This is a genomic window from Achromobacter sp. D10 (assembly GCF_035282245.1).
GTDB classification, from domain to species: Bacteria; Pseudomonadota; Gammaproteobacteria; order Burkholderiales; family Burkholderiaceae_B; genus Achromobacter; species Achromobacter insolitus.
This window is the reverse complement of the sequence record NZ_JAYJLE010000015.1, coordinates 89,915-109,516: the sequence shown is the minus strand read 5'-3', so window position 1 is coordinate 109,516 and position 19,602 is coordinate 89,915. Positions and strand designations below refer to the sequence as shown.

Below are 19,602 nucleotides of genomic sequence, written 5' to 3'. Positions count from 1 at the left end.
CGGAGGCGGGCAGGGGGCGCGTCAAGCCTGAATGACGGCACGCATCCGCACGCGCGGGCAGGCGCGGACGGGACGTGGCGGTGCAATGACGGGTGCGGACGCAGACCGGCCGCGCTCAGGCGGCGGGGCGCGCCGGCTCAGGCTGCGGGCGGCGCGCGCGGCTGCGCCGCGCTCCAGGCATGAAGGGAGTGTGCCGCCAGGAAGAACAGCGGCGGATACGTGATGGCGCGCCCAAGGGGGGCCGGCACGACGGGCACGGGCGCGGGCAGGATGCCCACGTCGGCATTGGGGTTGCGGCAAAGCGGGCAGTGATGGCCGTCGCCATGGTCGGCGGCCTGCGTGCCATCATCGCTCTTGCCCGGCACGTCCAGAGTCAGGGAAGCTTGCGCGGCGCCTTCGGTGGTGCAGAAGTCGACGCTGACGCGATGGGCGTTGTGGCTGGCGGGAGACAGGCTCAGCGCATGGGCCAACGACGGCGCCAATGACGCCCACAGGATCGCGAGGAGCGCGATCCACAGGGCGGGGCGGGTCAGGAAGGCAGCGGAGCACATGGCGCTCGATTATATCGGAGCAGATGGGCTCGTCGTCCAGAGGCGGCTCAATAAAAACAGCCCTCGCGCCGGAGGCGCTAGACCGACAAGTGGCGGCGCACGTCTTCCCCGTCGATCGCGCCACGGTCGCCGCGCGCCACCACCTCGCCGCGTGACAGCACCACGAACTGGTCCGCCAGTTCGCGGGCGAAGTCGAAGTACTGCTCGCACAGCAGGATGGCGATGTCGCCGCGCTGGCGCAACATGTGGATGACGCGGGCGATGTCCTTGATGATGGAAGGTTGGATGCCTTCGGTGGGTTCGTCCAGGATGATGAGCTTGGGCTCGGCCACCAGGGCGCGGGCAATGGCCAGCTGTTGCTGCTGCCCGCCGGACAGGTCGCCGCCGCGGCGCGGCAGCATGGTCCGCAGCACCGGGAACAGTTCGTACACTTCTTCCTTGATGCGGCGCGCGCGCGCCGCCGGCTTGGCCGCCATGCCCATGAGGATGTTCTCTTCCACGGTCAGGCGCGCGAAGATATCGCGGCCTTGCGGCACGTAGGCCATGCCGCGCGCGGCGCGCTGGTGCGGCGCCAGCCGCGTGACGTCGGCGCCATCGAAGGCGATGTGGCCGCGGGTCACGGGCAGCACGCCCATCACGCACTTGAGCAAGGTGGTCTTGCCCACGCCGTTGCGGCCCAGCAGCGCGAGGCATTCGCCCTGGCGCAGCGCCAACGACACGCCGCGCAGCGTGTGGCTGCCACCGTAGTATTGGTCGATCGCGTTCACGTCCAGCATGTCAGCGCCCCAGATAGACTTCAATGACGCGCGGATCGGCCTGTACCTTGCTCATCGGCCCTTCGGCCAGCACCGAGCCTTCATGGAGCACCGTGACTTTGCCGTCGCCCGCGATCTGGTTGACGAAGTCCATGTCGTGTTCCACCACCATCAGGGAATGGCGTCCGCGCAACTCGTTGAGCAGTTCGCCGGTGCGTTCGGTCTCGGCATCGGTCATGCCGGCCACCGGTTCGTCCAGCAGCAGCAATTGCGGCTCCTGCATCAGCAACATGCCGATCTCCAGCCATTGCTTCTGTCCATGCGACAGCAGCCCCGCGGGCAGGGCCGCTTCCGGCCGCAACCGGATCAGGTCCAGCGTTTCGCCGATGCGGTCGGCCTGCTCGCCGCTCAGCCGGGAGAACAGCGTGGGTCGCACGCGCTTGTCGGTTTTCATCGCCAGTTCCAGGTTTTCGAAGACGGTGTGCTGTTCGAACACCGTGGGCCGCTGGAACTTCCGGCCGATGCCGGCGTGCGCGATCTGCGCTTCGTTCAGCGTGGTGAGGTCGATGCTCTGCCCGAAGTAGGCCGTGCCCGACGTGGGCCGAGTCTTGCCGGTGATGACGTCCATCATCGTGGTCTTGCCCGCGCCATTGGGGCCGATGATGCAGCGCAGTTCCCCCACCCCGATGTCCAGCGTCAGATCGTTCAGGGCCTTGAAGCCGTCGAAGCTGACCGTGATGCCCTCCAGGTAGAGGATGGCGCCGTGGCTCGTGTCCAGGCCCTTGGGGCTGACGCGGCCGTAGCCCGCCTCGCCGCTGGGGCCGCCGTCGAGCGCGGCGGATTCGATGTGCGTGCTGGTCATGCTTGTTTCCCCTGGGAGCGGACGGAAAGGCGGGCGGCGGCGCGGCGTGCCAATCCGACGATGCCGGTGGGCAGGAACAGCGTCACCAGCACGAAGATGAGGCCCAGCGCGTATAGCCAGAACTCAGGCAGCACGCTGGTGAACCAGGTCTTCAGTCCGTTGACCGCGCCTGCCCCGATGATGGGGCCGACCAGCGTGCCGCGCCCGCCGGTGGCGACCCAGATCACCATTTCGATCGAGGTCTCGGTGGACATTTCGCTGGGGTTGATGATGCCGACCTGCGGCACGTAGAGCGCGCCGGCGATGCCGCAGAGCACGGCGGACAGGGTCCATACGAACAGCTTGAAGCCCAGCGGGTCGTAGCCGATGAAACGCAGGCGGCTTTCGGCGTCGCGCACGGCGGTCAGCACCCGGCCCAGCTTGCTCTGCGTGACCGCGCGCGCCAGGATGAGCGCGCCGGCCAGCGCGCCCAGCGTGATCCAGTACAGCGCCGCCCGCGTGCCCGGCGCGGTGATGTCGAAGCCGAGGATGCGCTTGAAGTCCGTAAAGCCGTTGTTGCCGCCGAAGCCCGTGTCGTTGCGGAAGAACAGCAGCATGGCGGCGAAGGTCAGGGCCTGCGTGATGATCGAAAAGTACACGCCCTTGATGCGAGAACGGAACGCGAAGTAGCCGAACACGAAGGCCAGCAGGCCGGGCACCAGAACGACGAGCAGCATGGCGTACCAGAAGTGTTCCGTGAACGACCAGTACCAGGGGTAGGTCTTCCAGTCCAGGAACACCATGAAATCCGGAAGGTCGCTCTGGTAGACGCCGTCGCGGCCGATGGCGCGCATCAGGTACATGCCGTGCGCATAGCCGCCCAGCGCGAAGAACAGGCCGTGGCCCAGAGACAGGATGCCGGCATAGCCCCACACCAGGTCCAGCGCCAGCGCCGCCATGGCGTAGCACATGAACTTGCCCAGCAGCGCCACGGCATACGCGGACACGTGCAGCGCATGGCCCGGCGGGAAAACGAGATTCAGCAAGGGCAGCAGCGCCAGCAGGGCCACCGCCGCAGCCAGGGCCGTCCAGACCCGGCCCGAGAAGAGCGGGCGGCGGGTCAGCAGATTCAGGTCAGTCAGCGCGTTCTGTTTCATTCGACGCTCCGGCCACGGGGGGCGAACAGGCCTTGTGGCCGCTTTTGGACGAACAGCACGATGAGCGCCAGGATGGTGATCTTGGCCATGACGGCTCCGGCATAGGGCTCCAGGAATTTATTTACGCCGCCCAGGCCCAGCGCGGCGATGACGGTGCCGGCCAGCTGGCCCACACCGCCCAGCACCACCACCATGAACGAATCCACGATGTAGCCGCGGCCCAGGTCCGGCCCCACGTTGCCCAATTGAGAGAGCGCGACTCCGGCCAATCCAGCGATGCCGGAACCCAGCCCGAAGGCCAGCATGTCGACGCGGCCGGTGGGCACGCCCACGCAATCGGCCATCCGGCGATTCTGTGTGATGGCGCGCACGAACAGGCCCAGGCGCGTGTGATTCAGCAGCGCCCAGACCAGGAACACCACGAAGAACGCGAAGCCGATGATGACGAGGCGGTTGTAGGTCAGCACCAGCCCGCCCAGCACGGTGATGCCGCCAGACATCCAGCTGGGATTGCCCACTTCCACGTTCTGCGCGCCGAACAGCGTGCGCACGCCTTGCATCAGCATCAGGCTGATGCCCCAGGTCGCCAGCAGCGTTTCCAGCGGACGGCCATAGAGCCAGCGTATGACGGTGCGTTCCAGCGCCATGCCGACCAGCGCGGTCACGACAAAGGCCAGCGGCAGCGCTGCCAGCACATACCAGTCCAGCCATCCCGGCAGCCAGGCGCGGAACGCCGTCTGCACCATATAGGTCGCATAGGCGCCGATCATCAGCAGTTCGCCGTGCGCCATGTTGATAACGCCCATCAAACCGAAAGTAATGGCCAGCCCCAGCGCCGCCAGCAGCAGCACGCTGCCCAGGCTGATCCCGTAAAACAGGTTGCCGGCCCATTCAATGGTGGCCAGGTGCCGGTCGATCTGCTTGAGCGCATGCGCGGCGGCCTCGCGCACGCCGGCATCGGGCTCTGCATGGACGCCGTCGCGCTCCTGCGTGAGCGCGGCCAGCGTGGGGCGGAACGCGGCATTGCGGGTGGCGCCCAGCACCTCCACCGCATGGCGCCGTTTGGCGGGGTCGCTGCTCTTGAGTTCGAGATTGGCCTGCGCGATCAGCAGCGCATCTCGCACGGCGTCGTTCTTTTCCGAAGCCAGCGCCTTTTCCAGCATGGGCAGGCGGGCGGGGTCGCCGGTCTGCTGCAGGCGGCGGGCCGCGGCCAGGCGTTCGGCGGGCTGCTCGGAATACAGGCGCGAGCTTGCCAGGGCGGCTTCGATAGCGCGGCGCAGCCGGTTGTTGATGCCGATGGTGCCTGTGCCCGCGGGCACCTCGGCGGCGGCGTCCGTCGCCGCGTCGGTGGCGCGCGTGCCGCCGTCGCCGATCAGCACGCGGCCGTCATCGGTGGCATAGAGCCGGTCTTCGCCCAACGCCTGCAGCACCTGGGCGGCGCCCGGGTCGGGCGATTGCCCCAGCGCGGCAATCGCCTGCAGCCTGGCGTCCGTATCGTCGCCGGCCAGCGCCGCAAGCAGGGCCGGGTCCACGCCCGCCGCGGCCGCCGGAGCGGCCGCGAGCGGCACGGACAACAGCCATGCCAGCAGGAAACGACGCAAATACAGTGTGATTGCCGCGATGCGCATGGCTGCTTGTCCCGAGAGCGTTAGAGTCCTTGCTTGCCTTCATTGCCCGGGATGTACGGGCTCCAGGGCTGGGCGCGGATCGGGCCCTTGCTTTTCCACACCACGCTGAACTGGCCGTCCGCCTTGATTTCGCCGATGTAGACCGGCTTGTGCAAGTGATGGTTGGTCTTGTCCATCTCGATGGTGTAGCCGTCCGGCGCCTTGAAGGTCTGGCCGCCCATGGCCGCGATGACCTTGTCCACGTCCGTGGTCTTGGCCTGCTCGACCGCCTGCTTCCACATATGGATGCCGATGTACGTGGCTTCCATCGGATCGTTGGTTACCACCGTATTCGCGTTGGGCAGGTTCTTGGCCTTGGCATAGGCCTTCCACTTCTGGATAAAGGCCTCGTTGACCGGGTTCTTGACCGACTGGAAGTAGTTCCACGCGGCCAGGTGGCCCACCAGCGGCTTGGTGTCCACGCCGCGCAGTTCTTCTTCCCCGACCGAGAAGGCCACCACCGGCACGTCGGTGGCCTTCAGGCCGGCGTTGCCCAGCTCTTTGTAGAAGGGCACGTTGGAGTCGCCATTGATGGTGGAGATGACGGCGGTCTTGCCGCCGGTGGCGAACTTCTTGATGTTGGCGACGATGGTTTGGTAGTCGGAGTGGCCGAAGGGCGTGTAGACCTCGTCGATGTCGCTGTCCTTGACGCCTTTGGAATGCAGGAACGCGCGCAGGATCTTGTTGGTGGTGCGCGGGTAGACGTAGTCGGTGCCCAGCAGCACGAAGCGCTTGGCGCCGCCGCCGTCCTCGCTCATCAGGTATTCCACCGCCGGTATGGCTTGCTGGTTGGGCGCCGCGCCCGTGTAGAACACGTTCTTCTCCAGTTCTTCGCCCTCGTATTGCACGGGGTAGAAGAGCAGGCCGTTCAGTTCCTTGAACACCGGCAACACGGACTTGCGCGACACGGAGGTCCAGCAGCCGAAGACCACCGCCACCTTGTCCTGGGACAGCAACTGGCGCGACTTCTCGGCGAACAACGGCCAGTTCGACGCGGGGTCCACCACCACGGCTTCCAGCTTCTTGCCCATCACGCCGCCATTGGCGTTGATTTCGTCGATGGTCATCAGGGCCACGTCCTTGAGCGACGTTTCCGAGATCGCCATCGTGCCCGACAGCGAATGCAGGATGCCGACCTTGATGGTGTCCTCGGCGGCGAGTACCTGCGGCATCCATCCGGACATGGCCAACAGGCTCACGGCGGTCAGTTGCTTAAGGGCTAGTCTGCGTTTCATGGTGACTCCTGAATGGAATGTGCCGGCTGGGCCGGCGAGAACGATCTGAACAACACCCGACAACAAGGACCTCAAAGCAAAAGGCATGCCAGCCGCGCAAGCTGGCGGGGATCGCTATAGGAAGGGGCAGTCCGGCGTGCGCGCGCGGGCGGTGGCGGAACCCGGGCGGTAGGGATCGATGTGGTGCCGCGTGCACAACATGGGTGCGCGTCCCGCCCGCTGGCGGTGCGCGGGCGGGATGGCGACATGCGCGCGGATGGTCGCGGGGCGCAGCGTCGCCGGGAGAACAAGGGGCAAGCACCGGGCGTCGGCCAACATGGCACGCCGATTGCTTGGGAATCCGTACTTGTATACAAGAAAGGATTCCAGCATGAACGCCGTAGCAACGCTGAAGGGCCCGGTAGGTTGGACGATCGCGCAGTGGCAGGCTGCCTATCGCGAGGAGGGCGCCACGCCCGAGACCTTGCTGGCCGCGTGGGCCGAACGCGGCGGCCCGTCAGACAACGCCTGGATCAAACGCGTGGACGGCGCCATGCTGGCTCGGCAGCTCGATGCCCTGCATGGGCTGCTGGAAGCCGCTGGCGGCGACCTGGCGCGCTTGCCCTTGTATGGGGTGCCGTTCGCCATCAAGGACAACATCGATGCCGCTGGCTGGCCCACCACGGCGGCCTGCCCGGACTTTGCGTACATGCCGGACCAGGATGCCACCGTGGTCAGCCGGCTGCGCGCGGCAGGCGCCATCCTGGTCGGCAAGACCAACCTGGATCAGTTCGCCACCGGGCTGGTGGGCACGCGTTCGCCGCTGGGCGCCGTGGCCAACGCTTTCAATGCGGAATACGTCAGCGGCGGCTCCAGTTCGGGCTCGGCGTCCGTGGTGGCGCGTGGGCTTGCGGCATTCTCGCTGGGCACCGATACCGCGGGCTCGGGCCGCGTGCCGGCAGGCTTTAACAACATCGTCGGTCTCAAGCCCACCAAGGGCAGGCTCAGCACGGCCGGGGTAGTGCCGGCATGCCGCACCCAGGACTGCGTGTCGGTGTTTGCGCTGACGGTCGATGACGCTGAGCTCGTGGCAGACATCGCGGCGGGCTTCGATGAGCGCGATCCCTATTCGCGCCCGCAGCCTGTCGCGAGCGAGCGTCCCTGGCCCGCGCAGCCCAGGCTGGCGATACCCGCGCAGCGGGAGTTCTTCGGCGACGCGCAGGCGGCGGCCGCGTTCGACGAGGCGGTGCGTGTCCTGAAAGATTCCGGCGCGACGGTCGAACCCATCGACTTCACGCCGTTCAACGAGTTGGCCGCGCTGCTCTATCAAGGCCCGTGGGTGGCCGAGCGCTTCGCGGCCGTGGAGGCACTGTGGAAGCGAAATCCCGACGCCATCCACCCGGTGGTGCGCGGCATTGTCGAGCAGGCCGCCAGCTATACCGCGCTGGACACGTTCAAGGCCGAGTACAGGCGCGCGGAACTGGCGCGGCGCATCCATCAGTCGCTGGCAGGCTTCGACGCCCTGGTCGTGCCGACGGCTCCCTCGATCTACACCATCGCTCAACTGCAAGCCGATCCAGTGACGCTGAATTCGCGCCTGGGCATCTACACCAACTTCGCGAACCTGGCGGATCTGTCGGCGCTGGCGCTGCCGGCCGGCATGCGCGGCGATGGGCTGCCCGCGGGCATCACGTTGCTGGGCCTGGCGTGGCAGGACCATGCCCTGGCGCAGTTCGGCCGCCAATGGCAGGCGCGTCTCGGGCTGCCCCTGGGCGCCACCGGCGCCGCGTTGCCCGCCGCCGGCCCGGGCCGCGCGCCAACGCGTGACACAGTGCGCGTGTCGGTGGTCGGCGCGCACCTGCGCGGCATGCCGCTGAATCATCAACTGACCTCGCGCGGCGCCGTGTTCGTCGAGCAGACGCGAACGGCGGGCGACTACCGCCTGTATGCCCTGGCCAACACCTCGCCGCCCAAGCCCGGGCTGGTGAAGTCGGCCAGTGGCGCGCCCATCGAGGTGGAGCTCTGGGATGTGCCGCTGACTGCCTTCGGCGCATTCGTGGCCGAAATCCCCGCGCCGCTCGGAATCGGCACGCTGACGCTGGAGGATGGCCGCGAGGTCAAGGGCTTCATCTGCGAGCCGCGCGGCCTGGAGGGCGCGCGCGACATCACCGGGTTCGGCGGCTGGCGCGCCTATCTGGCCAGCCTGGCCGCCAAAGCCTGATCCCCGCCTAAGCCAATCCCCCCGCAAAGTCATCAGGGAGTCGCACCGTGTTCGATACCGTTCTGATTGCCAACCGCGGCGAAATCGCCGTCCGCGCCATCCGCACGCTTAAGCGCCTGGGCATACGCAGCGTGGCTGTTTACTCCGACCCGGACCGCAACGCCGCGCACGTGCGCGCCGCCGACGTGGCCGTGGCCCTTGGCGGCGACAAGGCCGCCGATAGCTACCTGCGCATGGATCTGTTGCTGGCTGCCGCCCGCGAGCATGGCGCGCAGGCGATCTACCCCGGCTATGGCTTCCTGTCCGAGAGCGCCGATTTCGCGCAGGCCTGCGAGGCCGCGGGCATTGCATTCGTCGGCCCTACGCCTTTGCAGATACGCGAATTCGGCCTGAAGCACCGTTCCCGCGAGCTGGCGGCCGAGGCCGGCGTACCGATGACGCCCGGCACGGGCCTGCTGAGCAGCCTGGGCGAAGCGCTGTCGCAGGCCGAACGCATCGGCTATCCGGTCATGCTCAAAAGCACGGCGGGCGGCGGCGGCATCGGCTTGTCGCGCTGCGAAAACGAAGCCGAGCTGACCGCCGCCTTCGACAGCGTGCAGCGCATGGGCGAACACTTCTTCAGCGATGGCGGCGCCTTCATCGAGCGCTACGTCGAGAATGCGCGCCATGTGGAAGTCCAGATATTCGGCGATGGCGCCGGCCGGGTGCTGGCCTTGGGGGAGCGCGACTGCTCGGTGCAGCGCCGCAACCAGAAAGTCATCGAAGAAACCCCCGCGCCGCTGCTGCCCGCGGCGACGCGCGCGGCGTTGCTCGACGCCGCCGTGCGGCTGGGCACAACGGTCAACTACCGCTCCGCCGGCACCGTGGAATTCATTTACGATCCGGCGCGCGACAGCTTCTACTTCCTGGAAGTGAACACCCGCTTGCAGGTCGAGCATCCCGTGACCGAAGCGGTGACCGGGCTGGACTTGGTGGAATGCATGTTGCGCGTTGCCGCGGGCGAACCGCTGGACTACGCCGCCATGTCGCGCGCGCCGCAGGGCGCGGCTATTGAAGTGCGTCTTTATGCCGAGGATCCTCTGCGCCAATTCCAGCCATCGCCGGGGATGCTGACCGAGGTGTCCTTCCCGGATGGCGTGCGAGTGGATGGCTGGGTCGAGACCGGCACCGACGTGCCTGCGTTCTACGACCCCATGCTGGCCAAGCTGATCGTGCACGCCGACACGCGCGAGGCCGCGCTGGACAAGTTGTCCGCCGCGCTGGCCCGCACGCGCCTGCATGGCATTGCCACCAACCTGGACTATCTGCGGCAGATCGTGGACGACGCGCGCTTTCGCGCCGGCGAGCTGTCCACGCGCTTCCTGGACAGCTTCGCCTACCGGCCCGCCGCGATCGAGGTGCTGGTGGCAGGCACCTATACCAGCGTGCAGGATTATCCGGGGCGGGTGGGTTACTGGGATATCGGCGTGCCGCCGTCGGGACCGATGGACGACTATGCCTTCCGCATGGCCAACCGCATCGTCGGCAATGCCGCCGATGCCGCCGGCATCGAGGCCACCTTGGTCGGTCCGACCTTGCGCTTTCATGGCGACGCCATCGTGGCGTTGACGGGAGCCGCCTGCGAGGCCACGCTGGATGGCGAACCGGTGCCTATGTGGGCCCCGGTGGCCGTGCGCTCGGGCCAGGTGCTGGCGACCGGCCGCGCGCTGTCGGGCTGCCGCAGCTACCTGGCCGTGCGTAACGGCCTGGACGTGCCGGTCTATCTGGGCAGCCGCTCTACCTTTGCGCTGGGGCAGTTCGGCGGCCACGCCGGCCGCACGCTGCGCGTGGGCGACATGCTGCCGCTGGTCCGCCCCGGGCTGGCTGAAGCGGCGCCCGCCGTGTCCGAGCCCCAGGCAGCGCCCGCCGGATTGATACCGGCTTACGGCAATGCCTGGGAAATCGGCGTGCTCTACGGTCCGCATGGCGCGCCGGATTTCTTCCAGCCCGAAGCCATAGACGCGTTTTTCGCGGCGGACTGGGAGGTGCACTACAACTCCAACCGGCTGGGCGTGCGCCTGATCGGCCCCAAGCCAACGTGGGCGCGTGAGGACGGTGGCGAAGCCGGCTTGCACCCGTCCAATATCCACGACTGCGAATACGCCATCGGCAGTATCAACTTCACCGGCGACAGCCCCGTCATCCTGACGCGCGACGGTCCCAGCCTTGGCGGCTTCGTCTGCCCCGTCACCATCGCCCGCGCCGAACTGTGGAAGGTGGGGCAGGTCAAGCCCGGCGACCGCATCCGCTTCGTGCGCATGGATTACCGGCAGGCCGTGGCGCTGGAGGCGGCGCAGGATCGCTGCGTGGCCGAACTGGCCCCACCGGTGCAGGCCGGCCCGGACCAAGCGCCCGTCGCGACCGCGGTCGCGGAGCCCATTGTGGCTGCGCTGCCGGCGCAGGGCGCGCGGCCTTCGGTCTCCTACCGCCAGGCGGGCGACGGCTACCTGCTGCTGGAATACGGCGACAACGTGCTGGACCTGGCGCTGCGCATGCGCATACACCTGCTGATGGAGGCGCTCAACGCCGATCCTATCGGCGGCGTGCAGGAGCTGTCGCCCGGCGTGCGTTCGCTGCAGATCCGCTATGACAGCCGCGTCATCCTGCAAGGCGAGCTGATCGAGCGCTTGTTGCGCATTGAAGCGGGCCTGGCCGACGTGGCCACGCTCAAGGTGCCCACCCGCGTGGTCTACCTTCCCATGGCGTTCGAGGACTCGGCCACGCTGGGCGCGGTGCAGCGCTATCAGGAGACCGTGCGCGCCAGCGCGCCCTGGTTGCCGAACAATGTGGACTTCATCCAGCGCATCAATGGCCTGGCCAGCCGCAAGCAGGTCCGCGACATTGTGTTCGACGCCAGCTATCTGATCATGGGGCTGGGCGACGTGTACCTGGGGGCCCCCTGCGCCGTGCCGATAGATCCGCGTCACCGCCTGTTGACGTCCAAGTACAACCCGGCGCGCACGTACACGGCCGAAGGCACGGTGGGCATAGGCGGCGTGTACATGTGCATTTACGGCATGGATTCGCCTGGCGGTTATCAACTGGTCGGGCGCACGCTGCCGATCTGGAACAAGTTCCTGAAGAATCCGGTGTTCCAGGATGGCAAGCCCTGGCTGCTGCGCTTTTTCGATCAGGTGCGCTTCTACCCCGTGAGCGAGGCGGAACTCGACGTGCTGCGCGAGGACTTCCGCGAAGGCCGCGCCACGATCCGCATCGAGGAAGAGGTCTTCGATTTCGCGGCGCACCAGCGTTTCCTGGCGGAGGAGGCCGACAGCATTGCTGCCTTCCAGATGCGTCAAAGAAGCGCCTTCGATGCCGAGGTGGCGCTGTGGAAAAGCGAGGGCGCCGCGGTGGAGCAGGATGCGCCGGGTCCCGAGCCAGACCCCGAGGTAGCGCTGCGCGAAGGGGAAAGCCTGGTCAGCGCCGACATGTGCGGCAACGTCTGGAAGATCCCCGTGCAAGTGGGCCAGAGCGTTTCGGCCGGCGACACGCTGGTGGTGGTCGAGGCCATGAAGATGGAGCTGTCCGTCATCGCGCCCGCGGCCGGGACCGTGGCCGCGATCCGCTGCGTGCCCGGCAAACCCGTAAATGCCGGCGACCCGCTGATCGTGCTGGCCGAAGACGTGGCCTGCCCCGTCGCCTGAGCATGCGCCTGGAATCCGTGCAAACCGTTCCGGCCATGCGCCAGGCGCCGGCCCTGGCCGGCTCGCTGGCCGATCAGGTCTACCAATGCCTGAAGGAAGAATTGTTCGACTTCCGCGTGCTGCCGGGCGAACGTTTCACCGAAGCCGAGGTGGCGGCTCGGCTGGGCGTCAGCCGCACTCCCGTGCGGCTGGGCCTGGCACGGCTGGAGCGCGAAGGCTACGTGCTGCCGCAGCCGCGCAGCGGCTGGCAGGTACGGCCTTTCGATTTCGAGCGCTTCGAAGCGCTGTACGACGTGCGCGTGGTGCTGGAGCAGGCTGCCGTGGAACGGCTATGCGCCCGGGAGCATATGGATCCCGCTGGCATCCTGGGCGCGCTGAAAGACGTGTGGCTGGCGCCGCCGCGGCAGCGCATCCTGGACGGGCGGCTGGTGGCGCAGTTGGACGAAGCGTTTCATTGTTCGCTGGTGGCCGCGGCCGGCAACCCCGAGATGGCGCAGATCCATCGCGACGTGACCGAGAAGATCCGCATCGTGCGGCGGCTGGACTTCACCAAGGACTTCCGCGTGGACGCCACTTATGAGGAGCACGCCGCGATCCTGCGCGCCGTGCTGGCGCGGCGGGCCGATGAAGCCGCCCGCATGCTGCGTTCGCATATCGGCATGAGCCGCGCGGAGGTGCGCAAGATCACGCTGCATATGCTGCACGAGGCGCGGGCGCAAGCCGGCGGGCGCGCCCCGTCCTTGGGCTAGCCCTGCAGTTGCCGGTAGACTTCCTGCGAGACGCGCAGCAGCTCGTCGCGGCTGACCGCGCCGGACAGGGCGTAGCCGAACTGTCCTTCGACCCAATAGAACACCCGCACCGGGCCTTCCTGGGTGAACTGGAATGCCGTCTGGCCGCCCGCAGCCTCGCGGGTCACGTAAAGCGTCAGCCGCTGGCCGTCCGCCGCGCCATACATGAACAGCGCCACCGGGCCTGCGCCGCCCGGCAGCAGGCGGCCGCCCACCAGCTCGTAACCCGCCTGCGACAGGGACGGCGGGCGCATGGTCGCGCCCATGCGCTTGGTGAGCCAGGTGACCAGGCCTTTCTCATTGTCGGCGCCCACTTCCACGGGGCGCCCCATGTCGGGCGCGTAGACCGCGTGGGCGATGGCGGCGCGCTGAGCGTAGCCGCCGGCGACGCGTTCCGGGCTGGCCGTGGCCAGCGCCGCTTGCAGCTGGCGGGCGTCCATGGCGCCTCGGGTGATCCAGGCAGCGCTGGCGCTCACGGCGGCAATTGCCACGCCGGCCGCCAGTGCGCGCCACGGCCACGGGTTCGCGGGCCGCGCCAGGGGCAGGCGCAGCGGCAGCGGCTCGTCCAGCACCGGATCCAGCATGGCGTGCAGCAGGCGCCGCTGTTCCCGCCATTCATCGACGCGGCCCTGGTCCTGCGGGTGCGCGGCCAGGAAAGTCTCGACCTCGGCGCGCCGCGCCGGCGGCAATTGGCCGTCCGCATAGGCATGCAGGTCGGCTTCGGTAATCGGGGTGCCCGTGCCGGGCACCGCATGGAGGCGTTTTTCGTTCATGTCATTTCACGCGATGGAGCTTGCTGACGGTGTCGCGCGCCTGCATCAGCGCGCCCAGCTTCTCGCGGGCGCGCGACAGGCGCGACATGACGGTGCCCATCGGCACGTCCAGTATCCGGGCGGTTTCCTGATAGGACAGGTCTTCCACGCAGATAAGCAGCAGCACCTCCCGCTGCTCGCCGGGCAGGGCTTGCAGGCAGCGGTCCAGGTCGCGCACCTCCAGGTGATCCGTCTGGGTGGCGCGCACCGGTGCGTCGGGCAACTCGCCCAAGGCGGTCTGTTCGGCGCGCCGGCTGCTGGCGCGCACGCCGTCGATGAAATGGTTGTGCATGATGCCGAACATCCAGGCGCGCAGTTCGCCCCGCCGTTGCCATCGCGAATAGCGGCTCCACGCGCGCTCCAGCGTGTCCTGAACCAGGTCGTCGGCCCGATGGGGGTCGCCCGTCAGCCCGCGGGCATAGCGCCGCAGGCTGGGGATGCAGGCCAGGATCAGGGCTTCGTCTTCGGCGCGCATGGGTTGCTGCGTTTGATGGGAACCACCGCGTCAGGGCTTGGCGATGTGCCAGACTTCCTTGAAGTTGTCGCCGGTCTTGTCGCCGGCCTTGGCGTCCTTGGCGTAGGTGTACAGCGGCTTGCCCTTGCTGGCCCATTGCTTGCTGCCGTCGTCGCGGGTGATGACGGTCAGGTCGCCCATGGGCTTGGCGTCGGCGCTGGCCATGACCGGCGGCCAGATTTTGGCGCACTGGTCATTGCAGGCGCTCTTGCCGCCGGCATCCTTGTCGAAGGTGTAAAGCGTCATGCCGGCGCTATTGACCAGCATGCCGTCCTGGGTCTTGACGGCCTGGGCATGGGCGCCAGCCGAAAACAGGGCGGCGGCGGAAATGGCCAGGGCTGCGGCGATGTGTTTGCGCATGGTTTGCCTCGTACGTAGATAGGGGAAAGTGGGAGACTGCCCTCTACAGACGCTGCCGGTCCCGGCTTTATTCCAGCCGGGCTGAAAGAAGTTGCAAAGGGTCAGCCGGCCGGCCGGACAGCGCCGGGTTCGCGACGCATTTCGAATTCCAGTTCGGTTTCCTCCATGGGGATGAAGCCCAGCGCTTCGTACAGGCGCCGGGCGGGGTTGCCCTTCAGCACGCTCAGGGTAACGGGGACGCCTTCGGCGTCGGCCTCGTCCAGCACGCGTTGCAGCAAGCGGCGGCCCAGCCCGCGGCCTTGGAACGCCGGGTCGATCTGGATCTGGATGATGCGCCAGGCGGCCGCGTCACGGCCATGCTTGAACAGGCCGGCGGGGCGGCCGTCCAGCCAGACGATCCTGGCGTCATCGAAACGGTAGCGGATGCGGGCCAGGTGGTGGTCGTCATCCAGCGGCGCGCCGGCGCGCCGCAGGTGTTCCTGCATGGTGGATTTGCGCAGGGTGAGCAGGAAGGGCAGATCGTCTTCGGTGGCGGGCTGCAGCGCCAGGGAGCAGGACAAGGTCATGGACGGGGAAGGAGGCGAGGGCGTCCGGCGGGCATGCCGGCCTGATTCTCAGGTTATAGAGCGGTTGGGCTCCGGGCGCCAGCCCGCCGTCGGCGCCCGGCCGGTCAGGAATCAAGGCGCGTCGTTGCGCGCGCATTCCCAACCCAGCTCGGCCAGCGGTTCCACCTTGGCGCCCATGGCCTGGGCGTCGTCGGCAGCGGCGTTGCCGCCCGAGGCGCGAGCGGCAACGCCTTGCAGGATGGCCGCCATGCGAAAGAAGCTGTAGGCCAGGTAGAAGCCCCAGTCGGACACGCCGGAAAGCCCGCGCGCGCGGCAATACGCCGCCACGGCTTCGTCCTCCGTGGGGATGCCCAGGGTGGCAAGATCGCATCCGGCCACGCCGCGCCACAGCTGCGGCGATACCCGCCAGCACATGCAGTAGTAGGCCAGGTCCGCCAGCGGGTGCCCCAGGGTGGAAAGCTCCCAGTCCAGCAGGGCCAGGGCCCGGGGTTCGACGGGGTGGAAGATCAGGTTGTCCAGGCGGAAGTCTCCGTGCACCAGCCGGGTTTCGTCGCTGGCGGGGATATTGCGCGGCAGCCAGTCGATCAGCGACTCCATGGCGGGCAAATCCGCCGCCGGCCGGCTTTCCCGGTACTGGCGCGTCCAGCGCGAGATCTGTCGGGCGTAATAATTGCCGGGGCGGCCATAGCTTTCCAGGCCCAGGGCGGTGTAGTCCAGTTCATGCAGGGCCGCGAGCACGCGGCTGGTCTCCGCGTAGATCGCGCCGCGTTCGGCCCGATCCAGGCCCGGCAGGGCAGGGTCGACGAAGGTGCGCCCCTGCACATAGTCCATCAGGTAGAAAGGCGTACCGAGCAGGCTGTCGTCCGCGCAGTAGTCCAGCATGCGCGGCACGGGCACCTCGCTGCGCTCCAGTGCCCGCATGACCTGGAACTCCCGGTCGATGGCGTGGGCCGAGGGCAGCAGCTTGCCTGCGGGTTGCTTGCGCAGCACATACTGGCCGCGGCTCGTGGTTACCACGTAGGTCGGATTCGACTGGCCGCCCGCCAGGCGCCGCACTGCCACCTCGTCAGCCTGCCCCGCGTATCCCGCGCGCACCAGATAGGCGGCCAGCGCGTCCTGGCCGGCAAGGGCTTGCGCCGCGCCCGTCACGATTGCGCCCCGGCTTGCTTCTGCGCTTGCCAACGCCAGAAGTCATCGCCTTCGTCCATCAGGAATCGCGCCAGCACCATCTTGTGGACTTCGGACGCGCCATCGACCAGCCGGGCCTGGCGCGCGTAACGGTAGATCCATGCCAGGGCCGTATCGCGGGAGTAGCCGCGCGCGCCGGTCAACTGGATGGCGGTGTCGACCGCCTTGTGCAGCGTCTCCGAGACGACGATCTTCGCCATGGACACCTCCTTGCGCGCGAAGCTGCCCTGGTCCAGGCTGACGGCGGCGCGCATGGTCAGCAGGCGGCCGATCTCGATCGCCATGGCGCATTCGCCTAGCATCCATTGCACGCCTTCGCGCTCGGCCAGGGCGGTGCCGAAGCTCTGCCGGGTTGCCACGTAGTCGCGCGCGATCGCCAGGGAGCGCCGGGCCAGCCCCAGCCAGCGCATGCAGTGGGTCAGCCGCGCGGGTCCCAGCCGGATCTGGGTCACCTTCAGGCCATCGCCCACCCCGAGCAGGCGGTTCTCGTCGGGGATCTCCAGTCCGTCGAACACCAGTTCGCAGTGGCCGCCATGTTCTTCCGGACCCATGATGGGGATGCGGCGCTCGATGCGCCAGCCGGGCTGGTCCGCGTCGAACAGGAAGGCGGTAAGGCCCTTGCGCGGATCGTCCGACGTCTTGGCCATCAGGATGAAATGCTGTGCCACGCCCGCGCCGGTAATGAACCACTTCTTGCCGTGCACGCGCCACGTGCCGTCTTTCAGGGTGGCGGTGGTGCGCATCATGGAAGGGTCCGAACCGCTGCCCGGATGCGGCTCAGTCATGGCGAAGGATGAGCGCACCTTGCCGTCCACGATGGGCTGCAGCCAGCGCGCTTTCTGCGCCTCGGTGGCGACCTTCTCCAGCACCATCATGTTGCCGTCGTCGGGGGCCGCGCTGTTGAACACCACGGGTCCGAAGATGGACACGTTCATTTCCTCGTAGCAGGCCGCCATGCCGACGCGCGACAGGCCCTGGCCGCCGCGTTCGCGCGGCATCTGCAGGGCCCACAGCCCGGCTTCGCGGGCGCGGCGGCGCAAGGGCTGCAGGACTTCCTCGCGGATGTTCTCGTGTTCGTCGTAGGAGGACGGGTCCGCCTCCACGGGCAGGATATGCGTCTCGACAAATGCCTTGATGCGTAGTCGGTAGCTTTCGATTTCTGGCGTGAGGCTGAAGTCCATAATGATCCCGGAGTCAGAGCGTGGAAATGAGGTGTCCGCCATCCACGACCAGGACCGACCCGGTCATGAAGGAAGAGGCGTCGGAAGCCAGCAGCAGCAAGGGGGCGGAGAGTTCGCGTGCCTGCCCCAGCCGGCGCTGCGGCACGCGCCGGATCAGCGCCTGTCCCGCGTCGCTGGCGAAGAATTCGCGGTTGAGATCCGTTTCGATGTAGCCGGGAGCCAGGGCATTGACGCGGATGCCGTGGCGCGCCCATTCCAGGGCCAGCGCCTGTGTCAGCTGGATCAGCGCGGCCTTGGAAGCCGCGTACGCGGGCACTTGTTGCGCTACGCGCAAGCCCAGTATGGAGGCGATGTTGATGATGCTGCCGCCGCCCTGCGCCTGCATGTGGCGGCCCGCGGCCTGCGCTACGCGCCAGGTCCCGTTCAGATTGACGTCGATCACGTCCATCCAGTCGGATTCGGTATGTTCCAGCGCAGGTCGGGCGGTCGTGATGCCGGCGTTGTTGACCAGGATATCGATGGCGCCACCCAGGCGTTCGGACGCCGCGTCGAACAGGCCGGCCACGCTGTCGGGCTGGGTCACGTCCAGCGCGATGGCGCATGCCCGCCGGTCCGGCGCGGCCAGCTGCGCGGCCAGTTGTTCGCCCGCCTGCAGCCTGCGTCCGGCCAGGGCGACGTGCGCGCCCGCATTGGCCAGGGTGCGAGCGAACTCCGCGCCCAGGCCGCCGAAGGCGCCGGTCACCAGGGCCCGCTTGTTGCGTAGGTCCTCGAACATGCTCACTCTCCTTCGGGCGATGCCGCCCCGGGGGTCATGCGGGCTTGTACGCCGACGCTTCCACTTCGATCAGCCACTGCGGCCGCGCCAGGGCGCGGACCACGACCAACGTCGCGGCAGGGCGCGCCTCGCCCAGATAGGCCATCCTGACGGGGCCGAGCAATGGCAACTGGCTTTCGTCCGTGACATACGTCACCACCTTGACCAGGTCGCCCGCGTTCATGCCCGCGGCCTCTAGCATGGCCTGGATGTTGCGCCAGGCGGCGTGGGCCTGGGCCTCGAAGCCTTGCGCGAGCTCACCCTCGGACGATACTCCGACCTGGCCGGCGATGTGCAGCCAGCGCCCGGCGCCTTCTGTCAGCACGCCCTGGCTGTAGGGGCCCAAGGGGGCGCAGACGCTGGCGGGATTGAGTGGATGGCCTGCCATGGGGACTCCTCGTGGAAGATCACGCCCGGCCCGCGCCTGGCAGCAGCAGATCGAGCGTCTTGTTGAACAGCGGATAGCCGCTGCTGGCGAAATCGGTCAGCAGATCGAAATGGTTGCGTTGCGGCACCACGAGGTTTTCGACCTCATAGCCATGGCTGGCGCAATGCTGCGAGAAGTCCCGGCTCTGTCCGCGAAAACCCTCGGTTTCCAGGGCGCCCGCCGCGAACACCAGGGGGACCTCATAGAGCGCGGCGCGCTCATACAGTCCCAGGCTGCGCGCTTCGGCCGCGCTCATGTTGAGATCGCGGTTGATGGACGTGCGCAGCAAGGGTTCGAGATCGAACAGGCCGCTCAGGCCGACATAGCCCCGTATCCTGCCGGCCAGGGCGGGCACCAGATCGCGACACAACGCCCGGGCGGCCATATGTCCGCCCGCCGAGTGGCCGGACAGCACGATGCGGCTGGCATCGTAGCCATGGCGTTCGCCCTGGGTGGTCAGCCAGGACACGGCCGTACAGGCTTCATCGACGATCTCGGACACGCGCGCATGAGGCGCCAGCGTGTAGTTGGGCAGCGCCACGGCGACGCCCCGCGCCAGGTACTCGTCGGCGATGAACGAGAAGCCGTGTTTGTCCAGGGCCCGCCAGTAGCCGCCGTGGATGAAGACCAGCAGCGGCGGCGCCGGGACCTGGTCGGGAACGAACAGGTCCAGCACGCTCGAGGGCCGGTCGCCGAAGCGCAGGTCCAGACGCGCTTCGTGGCGGGCACGGGTGCGCGCGCTGCGGCGCGCATAGGTAAAGTAGATCTCCTCGCGTTCGGGATGCCTGGCGCGCAGGTTGTACTGCGCTTCCTGCTCCGGATCGATCGCCTGCTCCTGGGAAGAAAACGTCATCGCTTCACCT

Annotated in this window: 18 protein-coding genes; 3 read left to right on the top strand and 15 right to left on the bottom strand. The window is 67.9% G+C overall.

The window, feature by feature from the left end:
• Positions 1–137 precede the first annotated feature (137 nt).
• The 6 genes from VCS63_RS27170 to urtA all read right to left on the bottom strand — a co-directional run bounded on the left by VCS63_RS27170 (position 138) and on the right by urtA (position 6,206).
• On the bottom strand, positions 138–551 hold the full coding sequence (locus VCS63_RS27170; RefSeq protein WP_063643453.1) for a DUF2946 family protein: 414 nt from the start codon (positions 549–551) through the stop codon (positions 138–140).
• A 77-nt stretch (positions 552–628) separates the two neighbouring features.
• Positions 629–1,327 (bottom strand): urea ABC transporter ATP-binding subunit UrtE, encoded by a 699-nt coding sequence (gene urtE / locus VCS63_RS27165; protein ID WP_323881566.1) that lies wholly within the window; start codon positions 1,325–1,327, stop codon positions 629–631.
• A gap of 1 nt (position 1,328) precedes the next feature.
• Positions 1,329–2,168, bottom strand: a complete 840-nt coding sequence (gene urtD / locus VCS63_RS27160) for an urea ABC transporter ATP-binding protein UrtD (RefSeq protein WP_323881564.1) — start codon at positions 2,166–2,168, stop codon at positions 1,329–1,331.
• The gene (urtC, locus tag VCS63_RS27155; RefSeq protein ID WP_042794864.1) at positions 2,165–3,304 is read right to left on the bottom strand and encodes an urea ABC transporter permease subunit UrtC; all 1,140 of its coding nucleotides are present in this window, start codon (positions 3,302–3,304) and stop codon (positions 2,165–2,167) included. Before urtC ends, urtD begins: the two co-directional genes overlap by 4 nt.
• Positions 3,301–4,932 carry an urea ABC transporter permease subunit UrtB gene (urtB, locus tag VCS63_RS27150; RefSeq protein WP_323881562.1) on the bottom strand — a complete coding sequence of 544 codons (1,632 nt, stop codon included), beginning with the start codon at positions 4,930–4,932 and terminating at the stop codon, positions 3,301–3,303. Before urtB ends, urtC begins: the two co-directional genes overlap by 4 nt.
• A gap of 20 nt (positions 4,933–4,952) precedes the next feature.
• Positions 4,953–6,206, bottom strand: a complete 1,254-nt coding sequence (gene urtA, locus VCS63_RS27145) for an urea ABC transporter substrate-binding protein (protein WP_042794862.1) — start codon at positions 6,204–6,206, stop codon at positions 4,953–4,955.
• Between the two features lie 370 nt (positions 6,207–6,576).
• Here urtA and atzF point away from each other — a divergent pair, with 370 nt between their 5' ends.
• The 3 genes from atzF to VCS63_RS27130 are packed head-to-tail and all read left to right on the top strand — an operon-like array spanning position 6,577 to position 12,838.
• Entirely contained in the window at positions 6,577–8,406 is a 1,830-nt protein-coding gene (atzF, locus tag VCS63_RS27140) for an allophanate hydrolase (RefSeq protein WP_042794861.1), read from the top strand.
• Between the two features lie 47 nt (positions 8,407–8,453).
• Positions 8,454–12,089, top strand: coding sequence for an urea carboxylase (uca, locus tag VCS63_RS27135; protein ID WP_042794860.1), 3,636 nt, complete (start codon positions 8,454–8,456; stop codon positions 12,087–12,089).
• A gap of 2 nt (positions 12,090–12,091) precedes the next feature.
• On the top strand, positions 12,092–12,838 hold the full coding sequence (locus VCS63_RS27130) for a GntR family transcriptional regulator (protein WP_112966145.1): 747 nt from the start codon (positions 12,092–12,094) through the stop codon (positions 12,836–12,838).
• On the opposite strand, the gene VCS63_RS27125 is transcribed toward VCS63_RS27130, so the two are convergent.
• From VCS63_RS27125 to VCS63_RS27085, 9 genes are all read right to left on the bottom strand, one after another.
• Complete coding sequence (locus tag VCS63_RS27125; RefSeq protein ID WP_042794859.1) at positions 12,835–13,650, bottom strand: anti-sigma factor family protein; 816 nt, start codon at positions 13,648–13,650, stop codon at positions 12,835–12,837. The genes VCS63_RS27130 and VCS63_RS27125 overlap by 4 nt on opposite strands.
• Before the next feature lies 1 nt (position 13,651).
• A complete protein-coding gene (locus VCS63_RS27120) occupies positions 13,652–14,164 on the bottom strand; it encodes an RNA polymerase sigma factor (protein WP_323881560.1) in 513 nt (170 codons plus the stop codon).
• Positions 14,165–14,194: 30 nt separating this feature from the next.
• Entirely contained in the window at positions 14,195–14,563 is a 369-nt protein-coding gene (locus VCS63_RS27115; protein WP_076815166.1) for a hypothetical protein, read from the bottom strand.
• Between the two features lie 101 nt (positions 14,564–14,664).
• Entirely contained in the window at positions 14,665–15,129 is a 465-nt protein-coding gene (locus VCS63_RS27110; RefSeq protein WP_042794856.1) for a GNAT family N-acetyltransferase, read from the bottom strand.
• Between the two features lie 111 nt (positions 15,130–15,240).
• Positions 15,241–16,278: a phosphotransferase gene (locus tag VCS63_RS27105; protein WP_063643446.1), complete on the bottom strand. Its 1,038-nt coding sequence runs from the start codon at positions 16,276–16,278 to the stop codon at positions 15,241–15,243.
• The gene (locus VCS63_RS27100; protein WP_063643445.1) at positions 16,275–17,498 is read right to left on the bottom strand and encodes an acyl-CoA dehydrogenase family protein; all 1,224 of its coding nucleotides are present in this window, start codon (positions 17,496–17,498) and stop codon (positions 16,275–16,277) included. Before VCS63_RS27100 ends, VCS63_RS27105 begins: the two co-directional genes overlap by 4 nt.
• 13 nt (positions 17,499–17,511) lie before the next feature.
• Complete coding sequence (locus VCS63_RS27095; RefSeq protein WP_063643444.1) at positions 17,512–18,273, bottom strand: SDR family NAD(P)-dependent oxidoreductase; 762 nt, start codon at positions 18,271–18,273, stop codon at positions 17,512–17,514.
• 34 nt (positions 18,274–18,307) lie between these two features.
• On the bottom strand, positions 18,308–18,700 hold the full coding sequence (locus VCS63_RS27090; RefSeq protein WP_042794854.1) for a RidA family protein: 393 nt from the start codon (positions 18,698–18,700) through the stop codon (positions 18,308–18,310).
• Between the two features lie 19 nt (positions 18,701–18,719).
• Entirely contained in the window at positions 18,720–19,592 is an 873-nt protein-coding gene (locus VCS63_RS27085) for an alpha/beta hydrolase (protein WP_063643443.1), read from the bottom strand.
• Positions 19,593–19,602: the final 10 nt, after the last annotated feature.